The organism is Rhodopila sp. (assembly GCF_035548095.1).
Classification (GTDB): domain Bacteria; phylum Pseudomonadota; class Alphaproteobacteria; order Acetobacterales; family Acetobacteraceae; genus Rhodopila.
Map to the genome: position 1 here is coordinate 86,138 of NZ_DASZUV010000022.1, position 19,835 is coordinate 105,972.

The 19,835-nt window shown below is 67.8% G+C and carries 7 protein-coding genes; 3 read left to right on the forward strand and 4 right to left on the reverse strand.

The window, feature by feature from the left end:
- Window positions 1-62: 62 nt before the first annotated feature.
- Both VHC04_RS17070 and VHC04_RS17075 read left to right on the forward strand, forming a co-directional pair.
- Entirely contained in the window at window positions 63-9,941 is a 9,879-nt protein-coding gene (locus VHC04_RS17070; RefSeq protein WP_325683495.1) for a filamentous hemagglutinin N-terminal domain-containing protein, read from the forward strand.
- Window positions 9,938-13,165 (forward strand): CHAT domain-containing protein, encoded by a 3,228-nt coding sequence (locus VHC04_RS17075; protein ID WP_325683470.1) that lies wholly within the window; start codon window positions 9,938-9,940, stop codon window positions 13,163-13,165. The genes VHC04_RS17070 and VHC04_RS17075 overlap by 4 nt, the downstream gene beginning before the upstream one ends.
- Window positions 13,166-13,171: 6 nt before the next feature.
- Here the strand turns inward: VHC04_RS17075 and rpoD are convergent, their stop codons facing one another.
- From rpoD to VHC04_RS17095, 4 genes are all read right to left on the reverse strand, one after another.
- Window positions 13,172-15,106, reverse strand: a complete 1,935-nt coding sequence (gene rpoD, locus VHC04_RS17080; RefSeq protein WP_325683472.1) for an RNA polymerase sigma factor RpoD — start codon at window positions 15,104-15,106, stop codon at window positions 13,172-13,174.
- A 62-nt stretch (window positions 15,107-15,168) separates the two neighbouring features.
- On the reverse strand, window positions 15,169-17,073 hold the full coding sequence (gene dnaG, locus VHC04_RS17085; RefSeq protein ID WP_325683474.1) for a DNA primase: 1,905 nt from the start codon (window positions 17,071-17,073) through the stop codon (window positions 15,169-15,171).
- Between the two features lie 12 nt (window positions 17,074-17,085).
- Window positions 17,086-17,544 carry a GatB/YqeY domain-containing protein gene (locus tag VHC04_RS17090; protein ID WP_325683476.1) on the reverse strand — a complete coding sequence of 153 codons (459 nt, stop codon included), beginning with the start codon at window positions 17,542-17,544 and terminating at the stop codon, window positions 17,086-17,088.
- A gap of 69 nt (window positions 17,545-17,613) precedes the next feature.
- Window positions 17,614-18,069 (reverse strand): GFA family protein, encoded by a 456-nt coding sequence (locus tag VHC04_RS17095; RefSeq protein ID WP_325683478.1) that lies wholly within the window; start codon window positions 18,067-18,069, stop codon window positions 17,614-17,616.
- Between the two features lie 111 nt (window positions 18,070-18,180).
- Here VHC04_RS17095 and carA point away from each other — a divergent pair, with 111 nt between their 5' ends.
- Window positions 18,181-19,551 (forward strand): glutamine-hydrolyzing carbamoyl-phosphate synthase small subunit, encoded by a 1,371-nt coding sequence (gene carA / locus VHC04_RS17100; RefSeq protein WP_325683497.1) that lies wholly within the window; start codon window positions 18,181-18,183, stop codon window positions 19,549-19,551.
- Window positions 19,552-19,835: the final 284 nt, after the last annotated feature.

The following is a 19,835-nucleotide window of genomic DNA, read 5'->3' on the forward strand; positions in this document are numbered from 1 at the left end:
GGCGGCCTACAACCGGGACCAAGGCGCGCCGGAATGCCACGGCGGATCCGCGTTTGCGTGTCGTGCCGCTGCCGCGTCCGGCGCTGCTGGCCAGCACGGCCATCTGTTCGACCGTGGCGCTGCTGGTGGCGCTGCCGGCGGCGGCACAGCCGGCCCCGAACGCGCGCCCCACCGGCGGCACCGTGGTGGGCGGGACCGCGACCATCGGCCAGACCGCCGCCCAGACAACGATCGACCAGTCCAGCCAGCGCGCGGCGATCAACTGGAAGACGTTCGATGTCGGCGCCCGGCAGAGCGTGCAGTTCAACCAGCCTTCCAGCGCCGCGGTCACCCTGAACCGGGTCCAGGGCGCCAATCCGTCGCAGATCGCCGGTCAGATCACCGCCAACGGCCAGGTGGTGCTGCAGAACCAGGCGGGGGTGATCTTCTACAAGGGGGCGCAGGTCAACACCGCCGGGCTGATGGTGACCGCCACCACCAGCAGCGACCGCGCGGTGCAGGAATTCATGCGCGGCGGCAAGCTGGTGATGGACCAGGCGGCCAATCCGAACGCCGCGGTGGTCAATCGCGGCCACATCACGGTGAAGGAGGCCGGGTTGGCGGCGCTGGTGGCGCCGCAGGTCGCCAATGCCGGCGTGATCACCGCCAGATTGGGCAAGGTCGTGCTGGCCGGCGCCAGCAAGGCGACGCTGGATATGTACGGCGACGGCATGCTGTCGGTCGACGTGACCGGGCAGGTGGTGCAGAAGCCGGACGGGGCGACGGCGCTGGTGACCAATACCGGGGTGATCGTCGCCGATGGCGGCTCCGTCCAGCTCACCGCGCGCGCGGCCGATGGCGTCGTGACGAACCTGGTGGAGGCCGGCGGCAAGATCCGAGCGGCCACGGTCGGCGCGGGGAAGGGGCGCATCTCGGTCCAGGGCATCGGCGGGTCGGTCACGGTGGATGGCGCGCTGCTGGCGGAAGGTTCCGCGCCGGGTGCCGCCGGCGGCGCCGTCACGGTGAACGCCACCGGTGCCGTCGCGCTGGCGCCGACGGCGCGGGTCAGCGCCTCGGGCGCCGCGGGAGGCGGCACGGTGGCGATCGGCACGACACTGGCGCGGGCGAAGGGCGGGCCCGGCGTGGTGTCCAGGCACACCGCGTCGTCGGTGACGATCGCCGAAGGCGTGGTGGTATCGGCGGATGCCACCGCCGCGGGTCCGGGCGGGCGGGTGACGGTCCTGTCGCGGGACCGGACGACGATCGCCGGCACGCTGACGGCGCGAGGCGGTCCGGCGGGCGGGGATGGCGGGTTCGTCGAGACGTCGGGTGCATCCTTGGCACTTTCACCCACGGCTCGGGTCGACACGCGGGCGTCGAGGGGCAACGTGGGCACCTGGCTTCTGGATCCTGCGGGTGACTGGGTGATCGCAGCCTCTGGTGGTGATGAAACACCGGCGCAGGTGGTTTCCGATCTGACGTCGAGCAACGTAGTGATTTCGGCGCAGAACGATGTCTTCGTGAATGACGAAATCAATGCCAGGAGCAACGCGGGCGCGACCAACAGCCTGCGATTCGTGTCCGGCCGGAGTACGGAGATCAATGCCGGAATCACCCTCAACGGCGGACAATTCACTGCCGACGTGAACAACAGCGCCTTCTTCAGCGGCACGGCGGCCGACCGCCTGTCGGGAGCAGGCAATTTCGAGCTGGCCCCGGGCATTGTCATAGATACAAGTGTCGGCTCCAGAAAGATCGACATCACGATGGGCGCCGCAACCGCGAATCTGGCGGCGGGCGGCGGCAGCTTCACGCCTGGGACGGTGAGTCTTGGGCAATTATTGACCGGCGGTGGCGACATTTCGATTCAGGGCCAGGCTCTGACCCTCCGCAATGATGTCGATGCCGGCGTCGGGACGCTATCGCTGACCTTGGCGGGGGATGTGACGCAGACCGGTGGCGTGGTGACCGCTGGACAGATTTCAGGCAGCGCGGGAAACGTCAGCCTGCCGCAGGACAACCAGATCGCCGCGTTGGGTGATGTCCAGGTGACGTCGCTCACATTGAACAATGCCGCGGATCTGAATGTTGCGGGGCAACTGAGGGCTACCGCGAACGTCTTCCTCAACGTGCTGCCCGGCCACACGCTCGGGTTCAATGGCGGGTCCATCATCGCCAACGACGGCACCATCGGCTTGATCGCCAACACCATCACGATGGGGGTGAGTGGCGGCTCGATCAACGCCGGTACCGGCGGAACGGTTGAAATTGCGCCGGCGTCCGCCATACCGGTTTCAATTGCGGGTGTTCCGACCAATGGCACCCTGGCTGTCGGCACCGACCTGCTGCACGGCATCGACGCCGCGGTGCTGCGCGTGGGCGCTTACCACGATCCGTTGAACGCGGGTTCACTGACGACGCCGGCAACCGGACTGACCGTCGCCGGCGGCGTGAGCCTGGCACCGGCCGCCGTGCCGACCCTGGAACTGCGTGCGAGCGGAACGATTTCCGAGGCCGCCGCCGGGTTCCTGAACATTGCCACGCTCAGCGCCTATAGCGGCGGCGCCATTACGCTTGATCCCGGCTCCCCGGCAAACGCGATCGGCACGATCGGCACGATCATCGCCAATGACGGTTCCGCCGACATCACCATCACCAACCAGCCGACCGCCTTTGGCACCTTGCTTCCCAACGGCTCCGTCCTGTCCGGCAATACGGTGGTGCTGACGGAGACCGGCGCATTCAGCAGCCTCATCATCGATGGCACGATCGGCGCTTGCGCCCTGGGCGACGCGCTGACCATCCATGCCGGGACCATAACCGTCGGAACGGACGCCGTAATCGGAGCGCAGGGCGCCGCGACGCTGACAGCGGACCAGGATTTCATCCAGGGCGGCGGGTTGATCAATGCCGCCCGCATCAGCATCACCGGCGGCACCTCGGTGCAGCAAACCGGCGGCACCATCGTTTCAGTCGGTACCGGCACGCCGGACGGGCTGATCGTCAACGCCGGGTCCTTCGGGCAGGAACCGGCCGGCTACATGGGCTCGAACACCGGCTTTACGATCACCGCCGGAACGATAAACGCGAATGGGCGGATCATCGGCGCCGGGACCGGCAGCATCAACACGCAGACGCTGTCGTCGTCGGGCACGATCGCGGCGAATGACGATCTGACAGTTCAGGTCACACACGACGTCAGCCACACCGGCGGGACGATCTCCGCCGGCAACACCCTCTCTTTCACTGCCGAGACTTATACAGCGACCGGGACCGCGACCCTTGGCGGTGATACGATCGACACGGTGTTCGCGGACGGCACCCTGCCCGCCTATATCGGCAGTGTCCTGGTCGCCAAAGGAAGCACGACCGTTTTCTGCCTCTGTGGCACAGTCTGGCAAAATGGTCCGCCTTCACTGCCGTCCACATATTTTCCGGGCAATGGCACGACCGCGCCTGATCCCTACCATGTGACTGTCACGCAGGGACACATCGATATTCAAGCCGGCAGGACGCTCAGCGCCACGTGGGTCACTCTCAATGCCCTGACCGGCGGCATCACCGAAGTGGCGAGTGGCCTCATCAGCGCACGGTTGCTGGACGGGCATGCTGCCACCGGCGTCGATCTGGGCGATTCCAGGCTTGGCTTGACCGGCACCGCCGTGGCGACGAACCGGGTGGACAACCTTGGATCCTTCGCCGTCGCGGCCGGTGGTTTCACATTCAACGACACCCCATCGGCTGGCACGCTGACGGTGATGGGGTCGGTGTCGGCCGGCGCCGCGTCGACGGTGCTGCTGTCCGCACCGGCGGTGACTGTCGATCAATCCGGGTCCATCTACACGATTCCCCATGGGACCATCACACCGGTCGAGACGATCGCCATGGCGGGTTCGCTGGTCGCGCCGGAGGGCAGCCTGATAGCGGGCAGCATCGCGTCGCCGGGTACCATTCAACTGCACACAGACAATCTGACGCTGACGCCCGCCGCCGCCAACGGCACCGTCATCGACGCGCCCGACGGGATCGTCGCGATCGCCCCGCGTGGTGGCGGCACGATCGCCCTGGGTACCTCGCTCTCCAGCAGCGGCACGCTGGGCCTGTCGCAGTCCGTCCTGAGCAGCATCAACACCATGGGCACGACCGCCGGCACCGCCGGCACCCAGACATTGCTGCTGGGGGCGCTGCTCAATGCCGGCACCATTCTTCCGACGGCGACGGGCATCGACATCGTCGGCGGCATCAGCCTGTCCGGCGCCGGCGCCGGTGGCATCGCGCGAAACCTGGTGCTGGAAGCGAACGGGCCGATTCAAAACCACGGTGCCGGCAGTCTCGCTGTCGTTTCGCTGACCGGACGGTCCAGCGGCGGCAGCGCGGTGATCGGCCTGAGCAACCCGGCCAACGGCATTTCCGAAATCGGCAATGTCGGCAGCCGTGTGGTTTCCGGCGGTAGCTTCGTCACCAACGGGACTGCCCCGAGTGACTTCCTTACTCTGGTGTCCGACGGCGACATCCGGATCAATGCCGGCACGCTGGTGACGGTGGTGGGCAGTGTCGTCGCCAACGCGTCCACGCTGGCGCCGGCGGGAACGATCGCGCTGGAAGCGGGCGGGATCACGATCGCGTCCGGCCCTTATACGCTGGCCAGCGGCACCATCGTCAGCGCGGGCTCGTTGCTGGCGACCTCCCGGAATCCGGCCGGCGGCACCGCTCCGGTCCCCAGCCTGATCCAGCTTCAGGCGGATTCGCTGTCGATCACCAGCACCGGCACGACGCCCCTGGTCAGCGCGCCATCCGGCCAGGTCGCGATCGCCCCGCGCACGGCGCGGCCGATCCTGGTCCAGGCGACCGGCACCGCGAGTCCGGATGCGCTGGTGATCGGCACCGCCGATCTGGGGTTGATCACCACGCTGGGCACCCTGTTCACCACGACGGAACCGGGGCCGGCCGGCACCGAGTCCCTGTTGCTGGGCGGCACCGTGGACGGCACCTCGGTCATACCGTTCGCGCAAGGGATCAGCATCGACACGGCCTTGAACATGGGCACGATCGCTCGGACGCTGGGGCTGTACAGCCAGGGCGGCCACGTCGTGGAGACCAGCGCCGGCACCATCGTCGCCGACTCGCTCATCGGCCGAGCCAGCGGAACGGTCGGAGCGGCGGGGACGCTGGCCAGCTTCTACCTGGCCGGCAACAACCAGATCGCATATCTGGGCCAGGCCGGCACGCTGGCGGGCTGGGGCAATGCCAACCTGATCGCCGATGGCAACGTGCTGGTCCATGATACGACCAGCCTGCAGGTCATGACCCTGGTGCAGGGATCGACCCTCGCGGCGGGCACCATCGCGTCGGGAACGCTGGTGTCCGGCTATGTCGAGATCGACGTGCCGGGTACCGCCGCCGGCGTCGACCTGACGCTGCGGCCAGGGGCGATGGTGCAGGCGGGCAGCGTCTATCTGCGCGCCGGCGACAGCGCGATCGCGGGCAGCGTGTCGGTTGCCGCCGGCGCGACCGTGCTGGCGGTGGACCTGAACGGCACGGCCGATCTGGTCGCCGGGGTCGACTACGTCGCGGCGACGCCGACCAGCGGTCCGGTCAGCGCCTATACGCCGGGCGTGCTGGCGAATGCCGGGTCGATCGTCATCGACGGCGTCGTGCAGACCGGAGCATTGGGCAGCGTGGGTATCGGGGGCGGCACCGTGCTGAGTGGCGGGAGCGGCACGATCGGTCTGTTCGCCGGAGGCGGCATCACCGAGTCGGGGGCGCTGATCACCGGGCTGCTGCATGGCAGTGCCGGCGCCGCGGCGTCGATGCCGGGCGCCGCCGGGGCGGAACCGACGAAGAACCGCGTGGCCAACCTGGGTACGTTCGATAGCAATCTGGGATTTGCCGACGCCGCCGATGGTTTCTTGCTGCGCGACGGCCAGCCCCTGACCGTGACCGGGCGGGTGATCGACTACGGCACGGCGCAGAGCCAGGGCGTGCAGATCGTCGTCGCGCCGGTGGACAACGGCACGACGCGTTATCTCGCCGGCGACCTGCTGCTGAACGGCATCATCGCCGCCTATAGCGCCGGCGGCGGCGTCACGCTGCAGTCGACCGGCAATATCCTGGAGAACGGCGGCATGCTGTGGGGCCGTGCGCTGGCGGCACAGGCCGGCGCGAAGCCCAGCACGGATGGCGGCACCCTGCCGGGGACGTTGTCCCCCACGCCGATCCTCGCCTCGGGCAGTATCGTGCTGGAGGGTGTCTACAACCAGATCGGAACGGTTGCCACCGGCCTGGGCGCCATCGCGACATTGGCGGCCTCCTTCAATACCGGAACGATATCCGGCATCAGCGCGCCCGGCAGCGTGGCGCTGATGAACGGCCCAAGTCTGGACGTGCGCGGCACGGTCGTTTCGGACTCCGGTGATATCCGCATTACCAACGATTCCGACCTGACGAACGCTTCCACGATCGAGGCGAACGCGGGCAACGTGCAAATCACGGTGTACGGCACGCTGATCAATGACGGCGTCATCGCGGCATGGCGGAACAACGTGCAAGCGGGGGCTGACGCAATCATCAATAACGGCCTGGTCCGTGCGGGCGCGAACGCTTCACTCGGCGCGGCGGACTATATCGAGAATAACGGAGAGGTCTATGCGGACGCCAATGCCGCCCTGACTGCGGGCACCTTTATCGACAACAACGGAGAGGTGTATGCGGGCGCCGATGCGGCGCTGACCGCGGGCACCTCTATCGGCAACCCGGGCAGCGTGATCGCCGGTCACGATGCGACCCTTGTCGCCGGGACCTCCATCACCACCAGCGGGACGGTGATCGCGGACAATCTGGCGCGCTTGAGTGCCGGGACGGATATCGATCAGACCGGCGGTCTGATCGCCGCGCATGGGGCGGGCTCCATCTCGGCTGGCGGTGCGTTCACCCCATCTCTCACCATGTGGTCGCAGGGCGGCGACATCGCCCAATCCGCCGGCGCGGTGATCCTCGCCGATAATCCGGCCGGCGTGGCCGGTCTGACCGCCTACGGATCGATCGCGTTTGCCGGCACCGTGGCCGGCATCGCCGGGGTCTCGTTGATATCCGCGACGTCCTCGGTCGCCGAGGATCCGGCAACTGCTCTGCTGCAGGCGGGAACATTGATCGGATCGGCGGGCATGGGGGCGACGCTGGTCGCGCTTGCGATACCCGGCAACCTGGTCCTGAACCTGGGCACGTTTGCCACCGGCTCGCTGGGCGGCGGGAACTTTGTGCTGCATGACGGAACGAGCCTGGCCGTGGTGGCGCCGGTAATCGCCTCGGCGGGGTCGATCGATCTTCTCGCGGGCCATTCCGGCACCCTGGCTCCCAGCAGCCTGACCAACGGATCCAGTATCATTGCGCAACGCGGGGCCACGATCGCCGCTGATGCCGACGTCATCAACAACGGGGTGATCCGATCCCAGGCGGCCGAGGTGACGGTGACGGCCGTCGCGGGGACGCTGGCCAATGGTGGCCTTATCGATACCGCAACCAACCTGACCGGCACGGCGGGTGTGGATATCGTCAATGGCGGCACGATGCTGGCGCATGGCGGAGCGCTCGGACTTGTCGCGCAGGCCGGATCGATCCGGACCGGCACCACCAGCCTGGTCGAGGCATTCGCCGGCGTGACCGTGCAGGCCGCCAGCGCGATCGCCAATAACGGCACGGTCAAGTCCGATACGGCCAATATGAGGCTGGCCGCCAGCACGGGGACGTTGTCCAATTCTGGCACGATCGATGCCGCGGCCAGCATGGCGGCAACGGCGGGTACGGATATCAGCAATACCGGCACGCTGTTCGGACGCACCGGGGGGATCAACCTGGTCGCGCAGGCCGGATCGATCTGGACCGGCACCACCAGCCTGATCGAGGCATCGGGCGGGGTGGCGGGCCAGGCCGAGATCAGCATCACGAACAACGGTGCGATCAAGTCCGACACCGCGGCGGTCACACTGGCCGCCAGCAAAGGCGCGCTGTCGAACAATGGCGGGATCGACGCGGCGACAGGGATCGCCGCGACCGCCGGCACGGATATTCTCGACACAGCGACGATGCGCGCCCATGGCGGCACGATCGGGCTGCTCGCCCAGACGGGATCGATCTGGATCACCAGCGGCGGCCTGATCGAGGCATCGGGCGGGGTGACGGGCCAGGCCGGCACGAATGTCATCAATGACGGTGCCATCAGGTCGGATACCGCGTCCATCGCGTTGACCGCCAGTGCCGGCGCCCTGGCGAACACGGGCGTGATCAACGCCATGACCGGCATCACGGGGACCGCCAGCACGGATGTCGCGAACAGCGGCACCATCACCGCGAACACCGCGGCCACCGCGCTGACCGCCGGCAATGGCACGCTGACGAACACCGGCACGATCGGCGCCGCCACCAGCATCGCGGCGGCGGCCGGTCTCGACCTGGACAACGGCGGCACGATGCTGGTCCAGAATGGAGTGATCGGCCTGGTGGCGCATGCCGGGTCGATCTGGACCGGCGGCGGCAGCCTCATCGACGCATCCAGCAACGTAACCGGCGAGGCCCAGACCGCCATCGCCAACAATGGCGCCATCAGGTCGGATAGCGGAGCCATCGTTCTGACCGCCGCGACCGGCTCGTTGTCGAACAACGGTACGCTCAACGCCGTCACCGGCATCACCGCCATCGCCGGCGACAGCATCACGAACACCAACCAGATCCTGGCTCCGACAGGCACGATCGCCCTGATCGCGCAGGGCGGATCGCTGCTGAACGATGCGAGCGGCCTGATCGACGCGGCGAACGCCCTGTCAGGCAGTGCCCGGACCGCCATCGCCAATAACGGCGGGATGCGGTCGGATCGCGCGGCTGTTACCCTGACGGCCAGCACCGGCGCGGTGTCGAACGCCGGTACGCTCAGCGCCGGGACCAACGTCTCGGCGACCGCCGGCAACGAGATTGCCAACAGCGGCACGATCGATGCCGGCACCAGCCTTGTCGCCACCGCCGCCACGACGATCGGCAATACCGGCCTGTTCAAGGCCGGGACCATTCTGTCACTGCATGCCGGCGGCACGATCAGCTCGACCGGCAGCCTGGTGGCGGCCACCCTGACCGGCAACGCAACGGGGATCGCTGATCTCGGCGGCGCCTCGCCGGCCGCCAACCAGGTCGCGGTCCTGTCCGACTTCGCCGTGGAGGGATCGCCCAGCCACTTCATCCTGCATGACGGCGCCGGGCTGCTGATCAACGCTACCGTCAGTGCCGTTACGATCGAGATCACGGACACGGCGATGATCACGCTGGCGGGGCCGACATTCCAGACCGGCGGGGTCAAGCGGCCGCCGACGCCGCTGGCGGCGTCCGCCCTGCCGCCCGATGGCACGACGGCCCTGGGTACCTACCTCTATGCGCCGGTCGTCACGCAGACGGATCAGGGCAGCGTCACCGTCACCCGGAAATCCGGCCAGCCGGCCAGCACCTTGGTGATCGGCGCCGACAATGCCGATACCAATGTCACCTTCAACAATGCCGGTGGCCTCTCGGGAAGCGATACGTGGGTCGTATTGAAACTCGGCAATGGCCGGGCGCAGGGCACGATCAACGTGGCCGCGCTCGATGTCAGCTACACGACACCGGGCGGCGCGGCCCTGTGGGGGCTGGTCGGCGGCCTCGGTGGACCCACGGCTGCCACCGCGGCCTGGGCGGTGCCGAAATCGTCACAGGAATACAAGATCAACGGCTGCGTCATCCATTCGGTGAACTGCGTCCTGCTGCCGTCGCTGGGCGTGCCGCAAGGCAATCCCATCAACGACATCTTCATCGGCGGACGCGGCGATGACACGGATTGGGACATCACCCTGCCGATCGTTTCGGACGAGCGCTACGAAATGATGCCGTGCTACGGCCCCGATGCGACGGATGCGTGCGACGATCAGAGGAGGCCACGGCCATGAGCGGTATCGAAGCCGGCCGGTCGCCGCGCGGCAGGTTCCGGCGCGGTTTCTCCCGCATATGTGCGAAAACCGTGTCGACGAGCATGCCGGCGGCCATGCCCTCCGAGGCTGCCCCGCACCTGCTCGCGTTCGCCCCGCTCGCGTTCGCCCTGCTCGCGTTCGCCCTGCTCGGCGGGTGCGACCGGCCGCCGCCCGATGCCTATGTCAGCACGGACAAGGCCGGCCCCTCCGCGGCCCAGCAGGTGGCGATCGGCAAGAACGGCGTCGGTGAGGAATGCACGCAGGCCGTCGGGGCCGACCGCTCGGCGGATATCTATTGCGGCACCTGGACACAGCCAAGCGCGCAGGTGCGGTACGGCGGACCGGTCGGCAGCGGCGGACTTGCGCAGTTCGTGTCCGCCAGCCCGTGGCGCGTGTCCATCGATGCGCGTTTCCGGTGCGCCGCTCCGCAGGCGACGCAGATCCTCGGCGGCAGGTCGGCCTATCTTTTGCAATGCACACGCATGATCGGCGGCTTTCCCCACGTGGCGCTCGTTGCCGATGTGGACGGAACGATCTGGTATGCCGACGGGGCGCTGGCCGCCGCGCCGGTGATCGAGCGCTCGATCGGCGTCATGTCCGGCGTTGCCGGCGCCGCCGGATCCCCAAGTGCCGGCGGGGCGGAGGCAAACGCGCTGTGGGCGCAGCGCCTGGCCGCGCAGGCCGTCAGCTCCGGCGATATCGGCAAGTTCAACGATCTCATCACGGCCGGAACGAATGCCAACCTGGCGAACGATCCCGACGCGGCCGAGAAGGCGTTCCGCGCCGCCCTGTCGCTGCAGCAGAAGGCTCTGAAGAACCCCGACGACCCGAATACCGCCACGACCCGCCTGCTGCTGGCGGGGCAGCTATCGAACCAGCGGCGCTATGCCGAGGCGCAGACCTTGTTCGAGCAGGCGGCCAGGCTCGCGCCGCGTGCCGCGGATCCGCTGACATTCGCCCGCCTGGACCACTATCGCGGGCTGGATGCCTTGAACCAAGGCAAGTTCAATGAGGCGCTGGCGCTGCTGACGGCGGCGGAAGCCGCCTATGCGGCCAACGTGCCGTCCGACCTGCTGCAGGCGAAGGCACGCCCGACCGTCGCCCGATCGTTCACCTTCGCGCGGGTGCCGGTAGGCGCCACGGACGCGGCCGCCCTGGCGGCGGCGCGGAGCGCGTCGGGCACCCAGCAGACCCAGTTGGCGCTTCTCGGCGTGATAGAGGCGCGTCGGAACCGAGCCGTTGTCCTGCGCCTGCTCGGCCGTCCCCAGGAGGCCGACGCGTTATTGGCCTCGGCCAACGATCTGGCTCGCGGCAACGATCTGCTCACGCCAGCCCTGGTTGCGCGCCTCTATCGTACCACCGCGCTGACGTCCGTGTCGCAAAACCAGGCCGACCAGGCCATTGATCAGCTGCAATCGGCAACACAGGAATTCAACCGGTCGGCGCTGCGGGACTCGAAACCCCTGGCGGAGACATTTCTGCTGCAAGCCGGGGAACGCTCCCGGCTCGGGCATGGCGACCGCGCGCTTCCGTTATGCCGGGAGGCGGTGTCCCTGCTGATGACACTGCGGGTCGGGACGACGGCTGACCTGATGGCGCCCTGCTTGACCGCCTACGCGCGCGCTGCCAAGGCCGGTGGCGCCGATGCCCAGGCACTGCTGGCCGAGATGTTCACCGCGGCGCAAATCGTTCAAGGCACCGTAACCAGCCGGCAGATCGCTCTGGCCAGCGCGGCGCTGGCCGAGAATGCGCGGGACCCCAGGGTCGGTGAGGCGATCCGGCAGCAACATGACCTGCAAGACAAATTGAGCGCCCTGCTGTCGCGGCGGGATGAGCTGGTGCATGGCGGCGGGCAGCCGGCGGGAAGCCAAGGTGCGGCGCAGGGCCAGGTGGATGAGCTCGAGAGGCAGATCGCCGATGTGCGAGCCAGATCCCAGGAGGCAGAACGGGTCCTGGTCGATGCCTCGCCGAATTACGGCCAGCTGGTGCAGCAGGTGGTGTCGGCCAAGGATGTGTTCGCGGCATTGCGGCCGGATGAGGCCCTGGTGACGATCGCCTTGCCCGAGGGGGGCGGCAGCGGTTGGATCTTCGTGCTGCGCGGCAACCAGATCACGGTGGCCGAAACGGGCGGCAGCACCGGCGACATCGCCGCCAGCGTGGCGCGCATCCGCAAGTCGGTCGAGGTCGATCCGGGCGCCACGCCGGGCCCGTTCCCCACCGCTGACGCGCTCAAGCTCTACACCATGACGCTGGGCCGCGTCGCGCCAGCGCTGGAGGGCGCGGAATCCCTGATCGTCGCGCCTTCCGGTCCGCTTCTGTCGGTACCGTTCGCGGTGCTGCTGACCGGACCGGCGGACTCGGACAACCTCGCGGCGGCTCCCTGGCTCGTCCGGCGGTTCGCCATCGCGCACGTACCGGCGGCAGGCAATTTCGTCGGGCTGCGGCGGGCGGCCGGCGGATCCCGGGCGACGCGAAAATGGTTCGGCTTCGGGGACTTCAAGCCGGTGACATTGGCGCAGGCGCAGCGGAGCTTCCCGCCATCCGTCTGTCGCGACAGCGCCGCGATGCTGGCGGGACTGGAACCGCTGCCGGCGGCAACGAAGTCCCTGGAGGTCGCCCGGCGGCTGTTCAACGCCTCGGCCCAGGATGAGCTGCTCGGCGCCGCCTTCACGGCGCAACGGGTGCTGAACACCAGGCTGTCCGATTACCGGATCCTGCATTTCGCCACCCACGGCGTGCTGCCGAACGAGCTGCCCTGCGAGGGCGAACCGGCGATCATCACGTCCAACACACCGGGTGCCGCCGATGCGCGCGGCGCGCTGCTGACATCCTCGATGATCCGCAACCTGCAGCTGGACGCCGACCTCGTGATCCTGTCAGCCTGCAATTCCGGCGGCGCCGGCGGCGGGGAGAGCCTGTCCAGCTTCGCCCGCACCTTCTTCTATGCCGGCAGCCGGGCGCTGCTGGTGACCCACTGGTCGATCGGTGAGGCGCCGTCGGCCTATCTGATCGCGGAGTTCCTGAGCCGCCTGCAACAGGATCCGACGGCCGGCGTGGCCAAGGTGCTGCGCGCAACGCAGATCGGGCTGCTGGACGACGCGGGGAAGGGATTGCCGGCGGATTTCGCGCATCCGTTCTTCTGGGCGTCGTTCGTGGTGTTCGGAGAAGGCGGCGGCGGCATCGGCCCAGCGCCGAGAACCTGAACCCGATCAGTCGTCCAGGAAGCTCCGCAGCTTCCGGCTCCGGCTCGGGTGCTTCAGCTTGCGCAGCGCCTTGGCCTCGATCTGGCGGATACGCTCGCGGGTGACGTTGAACTGCTGGCCGACCTCCTCCAGCGTGTGGTCGGTGTTCATGCCGATGCCGAAGCGCATGCGCAGCACGCGTTCCTCACGCGGCGTCAGGCTGGACAGGACGCGCGTCGTCGCTTCCCGCAGATTGGCCTGGATGGCCGCGTCCAGCGGAATGATCGCGTTCTTGTCCTCGATGAAGTCGCCCAGGTGGCTGTCTTCCTCGTCGCCGATCGGTGTTTCCAGGCTGATCGGTTCCTTGGCGATCTTCAGGACCTTCCGCACCTTCTCCAGCGGCATGCCCAGCTTGTCGGCCAGTTCCTCGGGGGCCGGCTCGCGGCCGATCTCATGCAGCATCTGGCGGCGGGTGCGCACCAGCTTGTTGATGGTTTCGATCATATGCACGGGGATGCGGATCGTGCGTGCCTGGTCGGCGATCGAGCGGGTGATCGCCTGCCGGATCCACCACGTCGCATATGTCGAGAACTTGTAGCCGCGGCGGTATTCGAACTTATCGACCGCCTTCATCAGGCCGATATTGCCCTCCTGGATCAGATCCAGGAATTGCAGGCCGCGATTGGTGTATTTCTTGGCGATCGAGATCACCAGGCGCAGATTCGCCTCGATCATCTCCTTCTTCGCGCGCGCGCTGTCGCGTTCGCCGCGGGAGACGGTGGTGTAAACCCGGCGGAATTCGGCGATCGGCAGGCTGGCATCGGTTGCCACGGCGGAAATCTGGCTGCGCAGCCGCGCGATGTCGTCCGGGTGCTTGGTGACGAACAGCTTCCAGCCCTTGCCGGGCAGCTTGCCGACCTTCTCCACCCAGTTCGGGTCCAGCTCCGCGCCGCGATAGTATTTCAGGAATTCCTCGCGATTGACCTTGCAGCTTTCGGCCATGCGCAGCAGCTGGCCTTCCAGCGTGGTCAGGCGCTGGTTGAGCAGCTTGAGCTGGCTGACCAGCTCCTCGATCCGGTTGTTGTGCAGGCGGACCTGGCTGACCTTCTCGACCAGTTCCTCGCGCGTCTTCTCATAGCCTTTTTCAGAGCGGGAGCTCATTTCCTCGCCCGAGGTGATGGTCTCCAGGCGCCGGTGCTGCATTTTGTGCAGCTTCTTGTACAGCGCCTCGATCTCCTCGAAATTCGCCAGCACTTCCGGCTTCAGCTTCTCTTCCAGCGCCGACAGCGACATGGACGGGCCGCTGTCCTCGTCGTCCATGTCGACATCCTCGCTGAAGCCGGCACCGTCGGCCGAGCCTTCCACGGCTTCCGTGTCGCCGGCGGCGCCGGCGCCTTCGGTCGCTTCCAGGTCGATGATGTCGCGCAGCAGCATCCGGCCCGCCTTCAGCTGGTCGTGCCAGGTGATGATCGCCTTGAAGGTCAGCGGGCTTTCGCACAGCCCGTTGATCATCATGTCGCGGCCGGCCTCGATCCGCTTGGCGATGGCGATCTCACCCTCGCGCGACAGCAGCTCGACGCTGCCCATCTCGCGCAGGTACATGCGCACCGGGTCGTCGGTGCGGCCCAGGCTCGCCTCATCGACGTTGCCGGACTGCTCCTCCTCCTCGGCGTCTTCCGTCTTCTCGGCCTTGACCGCAGGGGCCTCGCCGTCCTCGGACTCCTCGCTCTCGACGACCTGGATGCCCATTTCCGAGAACGTGGCCATCACGTCCTCGATCTGTTCGGAGCTGTTCTGGTCCGGCGGCAGGATGGCATTCAGCTCGTCGAACGTGATGTAGCCCCGTTCCTTGCCGCGTGCGATCAGCCGCTTGACCGCGACCGTGGTGACGTCGACCAGCGTGGACTCGACGTCCTGCTCCGCCGTCGCGGTATCGCCGGCGACCATGGGCTTCGTGGCCATCGTTCAGAGCACTCCTTCGTTTCCACTGGTTGATCTGGGGCGCGATGCGCCGGGGATCAGCCTCATGATGCCTCGGCGAGACCGCTGTCGTCGGCCTCACCACTTTCGACGCGAAGCAACGCCTGGCGCAGGGCGCTCAGGCGTCGCTGGGTATCCGCGGTCAGATTGCGGTCGGCTTCGAGCTTGGCCAGGGCAACTTCTTCCCGCAGATGATCCACGTTCAAAAACCCAAAAAAATGCCACCAACCCGCTTCCGCGTCCGCCGGCATTGCCCCGGGTTGCGCACATGCCGGCAGGGGCATGGCACCTGCCGCCAAGACCTGCTCAAAATCCGAGCTTCTTCCGAATTCCGTGAGGTGGGCGATTGCCCCCTCGGAGTCAAGGGTTTCCGCAGTTTCCGCCCACGCAAACAACGCATCCCTCACGCGCGCCAGCGCTCCTTCGAGCGCCAGCGTGGCATAGGCGGCGTGGACATCGTGCAGCAGCGCGGGATGGCGCAGCAGGATCGCCGTCAGGATGCGGGACCATTCCGCCTGCGTGGCGGCCTGATCGATACGCGTCCGCACGATCCGCGGCGGCGTGGCGGCCTTGCCGTTCGGCACGGCCCAATCGGAAGCCGACCGGCCGGACAGCGACCGCCCAGGAAATGAGGGGCCAGGAAATGAGGGGCCAGGGAATGAGTTGCCGGGCGTTGAGTAGCGGGGGCGCGGCGCCCGGGTCTCGGCGAAGAAGCGATCGAGCAGCACGCGGCGATATTCGCTGGCGAGCACCTTGTCGCCGATCAGGTTGGCCGCCTCCACCAGTGCAGCCCGCAGGGACGCGCGCTGCTCCGGCGTTGCCATCCCATGCGCCGCCCGGGCCGCGTCGTACAAGGCGTCGGCGGGCGGCTTCGCGGCATTCAGCACGTCCTGGAACGCCTGGGCGCCGCGCTTCCGCACCAGACTGTCCGGGTCCTCGTCCGCCGGCAGCGTGGCGAAGCGCAGGGAACGCTGGGTGGTCAGCATCGGCAGCGCCACCGTCATCGCCCTGGCCGCCGCCCTGCCGCCCGCCGCGTCGCCATCGAAGCACAGGATGGCGCTGGGGCTGACGCGCCAGAGTTCCTCCAGTTGCTCGCCGGTCAGCGCGGTGCCGAGGGGGGCCACGGCACCGCCGAACCCGGCCTGCGCGGCGGCGATGACATCCATGTAGCCTTCAACGACCACCAGGGCCGCGCCGTTCCGCACCGCGCCGCGCGCCTGGTCCATGCCGAACAGGGTGCGGCGTTTGGAGAAGGCAGGGGTTTCCGGCCCGTTGACGTATTTGGGCTGACCGCTGCCCAGGATGCGGCCACCGAAGCTGATCGTCGTGCCGCGCCGGTCCCGGATCGGGAACATCACCCGGTTGGAGAACAGCTCGAAGGTGCGGTCGCCATCCTCGTCGCGCCGCAGCAGGCCGGCTTCCTCCAGCTGCGCTGGTTCGATGCCGTCGCGCCGCAGCTCCGCCGTCAGCACGCCGCGCTCACCGACCCATCCCAGGCCATAGCGGGCAATGGTCTCCTCGGTCAGCCCGCGGCCCGACAGGTAGTCGCGGGCGGCGCGGCCCTCGGGGAGGGCGAGGCGACGCCGGAAATGCTGTTCGGCGGCGGCCAGCACCTCGGTGATGCCCAGCCGCCGCTGCTCCGCCGCGGCGGCTTCCGGGGTGGGCTTCGGCACGTCCAGCCCGGCCTCGGCGGCGAGCTGTTCCACCGCCTCCATGAAGCCCAGCCCCTGGCTTTGCATGACGAAGCTGATGACATCGCCATGCGCGCCGCAGCCGAAGCAGTGGTAGCCGTCCTCATAGACGTAGAAGCTGGGGGTCTTCTCGCCATGGAACGGGCAGCATCCCTTCCATTGCTTGCCGGAGCGTGCCAGCCGCACCCGCCGCCCGATCACCGACTGGGGCGGGATGCGGGCACGCAGTTCCTCCAGGAAGCTGGCGGGGAGGGCCATGGCAGGTCGGTGTCAGCCGGACAGCCGGGTCTTCACCAGCGGACCGGCCTTGGCCATGTCCAGCGACGCGGCGTGCTTCGTCTTCAGCGCCGCCATCACCTTGCCCATGTCCTTGATGCTGGTGGCGCCGGTCTCGGCGACGGCATCGGCGACGGCCCGTTCCATCGCCGCCTGGTCCATCTGCCGGGGCAGGAACCCTTCGATCACGGCGATCTCGGCTTCTTCCTTCGCAACCAGGTCGGGCCGGTTGCCCTGCTTGTACAGGTCGACCGATTCCCGGCGGGACTTCGCCATGCCGCGCAGCATGGCGATGATCTCCTCATCCGGCACCTTGTCGATGCCCTTGGGCCGCGCGGCGATGTCGGTATCCTTCAGCTTGGCCATGATCATGCGCAGGGTGGAGGTCCGGGGAGCGTCGCCGGCCTTCATGGATGTCTTCAGCTGATCGGTGAATTGCTCTCTCAGGCTCATGGTCGGCTTCCGGTGTGAAACAGGGAATGAATGGCCCTTACATAGAACGCGATCCGGCCGGGAGAAATGTCAGGGACCGGGCGTTTCGTGGTCAGGGTGCTGGAAACTCTCCAGCGGCGGGTTGGAAGGGGGCACGTCCGGCAGTGTCCCAGGCATCAGCAGCGGGATCCATGGCAGCCTGGCGTCGGCGCCGAAGTTCCGGGTGATCGGCAGTGCCGCCGGGTTGTCGAGACTGCCGGTGGTGACCTCGATCGCCTCGCCGCGCAGATAGCGGAAGGTCAGCGGCGTGCCGCAGGCGGCGCAGAAATGCCGCTCCGCCACCGTCGAGCTGCGAAAGGCGGCCGGCTGGCCGCGGGTCCAGGCGAAGCGGTCCAGCGGGACCTTGCTCAGCGCGGCGAAGGGGCCGCCCACGGCTTTCTGGCACATGCGGCAGTGGCAGACGGTGGAGTCCGGCTTTTCGTACAGCGCATAGCGGATCGCGCCGCACTGGCAGCCGCCGGTCATGAACGGTCGGATATCCGCCATTGTCATCCTTTCTGACGGCGTCTTTCTGATGGCAGGCCGGTTTAAGGAAAGAATTTCCCGTCTTATTCAGGCGGGCTTGCGGTGGGAAATTTCTTCCCATACTGTGTCGGCATGCCCGTATCGGTCGACTCTATCATAGAACGTCTCGGCGGTGCGGATGCCGCGTCGCGCCTGACCGGCGTCGGTACCGAAGCCGTGCGCAAATGGCGCCAGGCCAAGGCCATTCCCACGCGCCACTGGCCTGCCATCACCACCGCGACCGGCCTGACCATGGCCGACCTGATGACCCAGCCTTCGGAGACGCCCGCCATGTCCGCTTCCCCCGATGCCGTGCCGGCTGGCGCGACCGCCGTCCTGGTCCTGGCCGACGGTTCGGTGTTGTGGGGGCGCGGCTTCGGCGCTCGGACGGCCGGGACGCTGCCGGTGGGCGAGGTCTGCTTCAACACCGGCCTGACCGGCTATCAGGAGACCCTGACCGACCCGTCCTATGCCGGGCAGATCATCACCTTCACCTTCCCCCATATCGGCAATGTGGGCACCAATGCCGAGGACCTGGAGGCGACGAATATCGCCGCCCGCGGCCTGGTGGTGAAGCAGGACATCACCGACCCGTCCAACTGGCGGTCGACCCAGACGCTGGAGGCGTGGCTGCAGGCGCGCGGCATCACCGGCATTGCCGGGGTGGACACGCGCGCCCTGACGATGCGCATCCGCGACGGCGGCGCGCCGACCGGCGTGCTGGCCTTCCCGGCGGACGGGGTGTTCGATCTGGCGGCGATGAAGGCCCAGGCGGCGGCGTGGCCGGGGCTGGAGGGGATGGACCTGGCGAAACAGGTCACCTGCCGCCAGTCCTATGACTGGGACGAAACCGAGTGGGCCTGGCCGGAGGGTGCCGGCCGGCAGACCGCAGCCCGGTTCCATGTCGTCGCCGTGGATTACGGGGCGAAGCGCAACATCCTGCGCTGCCTGGCCTCGGCTGGCTGCCGGGTCACCGTGGTGCCGGCCACCGCCTCGGCCGAGGAGATTTTCCGTCACCAGCCCGACGGGGTGTTCCTGTCGAATGGTCCGGGTGATCCGGCGGCGACGGCCGAATACGCGGTGCCGGTGCTGCGGACGGTGCTGGAGCGTGGGGTGCCGGTGTTCGGCATCTGCCTCGGGCACCAGTTGCTGGCCCTGGCGCTGGGGGCCAGGACCTACAAGCTGGCGCGCGGCCATCGCGGCGCCAACCAGCCGGTGAAGGACCTGGTGACCGGCAAGGTGGAGATCACCAGCCAGAACCACGGCTTCGCCGTCGATGCCGAGAGGCTGCCGCCGAACGTGGCGGTGACGCATGTGTCGCTGTTCGACGGGTCCAATGAGGGGATCGTCGTGACCGACAAGCCGGTGTTTTCCGTGCAGTACCACCCCGAGGCGAGCCCGGGTCCGGCCGACAGCCACCATCTGTTCGGGCGGTTCGTGGGGCTGATGGAACGGGCGCGGTGAACAGCCGCACATTCATCATCGCTCTCGATACCAGGTCCATCGGCGCGGATCATGCCGGGGCAACCCGCTTTACTGCCTCGGCACCGATCTTTCATGGCTGGTGGCGACCGCTGACTGATATGTCGGATGATATGTCGGACGGGCAGCCGGTACTGGAAAACGTCCGGCTCGCGGTGGCCGCACGTCTGGTGATGGGCAGAACGTTCCGACCTCTCCTCAGGGTCGCGCCGGGGAATACTCATCACCGGGGAACACTCATCAGAGGAACACGCCTCAAACATCCA

What these genes read in the sequence shown, in the direction of transcription:
- VHC04_RS17075 (WP_325683470.1), top strand. Translation starts at nt 9,938, where the DNA reads ATGAGCGGTATCGAAGCCGGCCGGTCGCCGCGCGGCAGGTTCCGGCGC.
- rpoD (WP_325683472.1), bottom strand. Translation starts at nt 15,106, where the DNA reads ATGGCCACGAAGCCCATGGTCGCCGGCGATACCGCGACGGCGGAGCAG.
- dnaG (WP_325683474.1), bottom strand. Translation starts at nt 17,073, where the DNA reads ATGGCCCTCCCCGCCAGCTTCCTGGAGGAACTGCGTGCCCGCATCCCG.
- VHC04_RS17090 (WP_325683476.1), bottom strand. Translation starts at nt 17,544, where the DNA reads ATGAGCCTGAGAGAGCAATTCACCGATCAGCTGAAGACATCCATGAAG.
- VHC04_RS17095 (WP_325683478.1), bottom strand. Translation starts at nt 18,069, where the DNA reads ATGGCGGATATCCGACCGTTCATGACCGGCGGCTGCCAGTGCGGCGCG.
- carA (WP_325683497.1), top strand. Translation starts at nt 18,181, where the DNA reads ATGCCCGTATCGGTCGACTCTATCATAGAACGTCTCGGCGGTGCGGAT.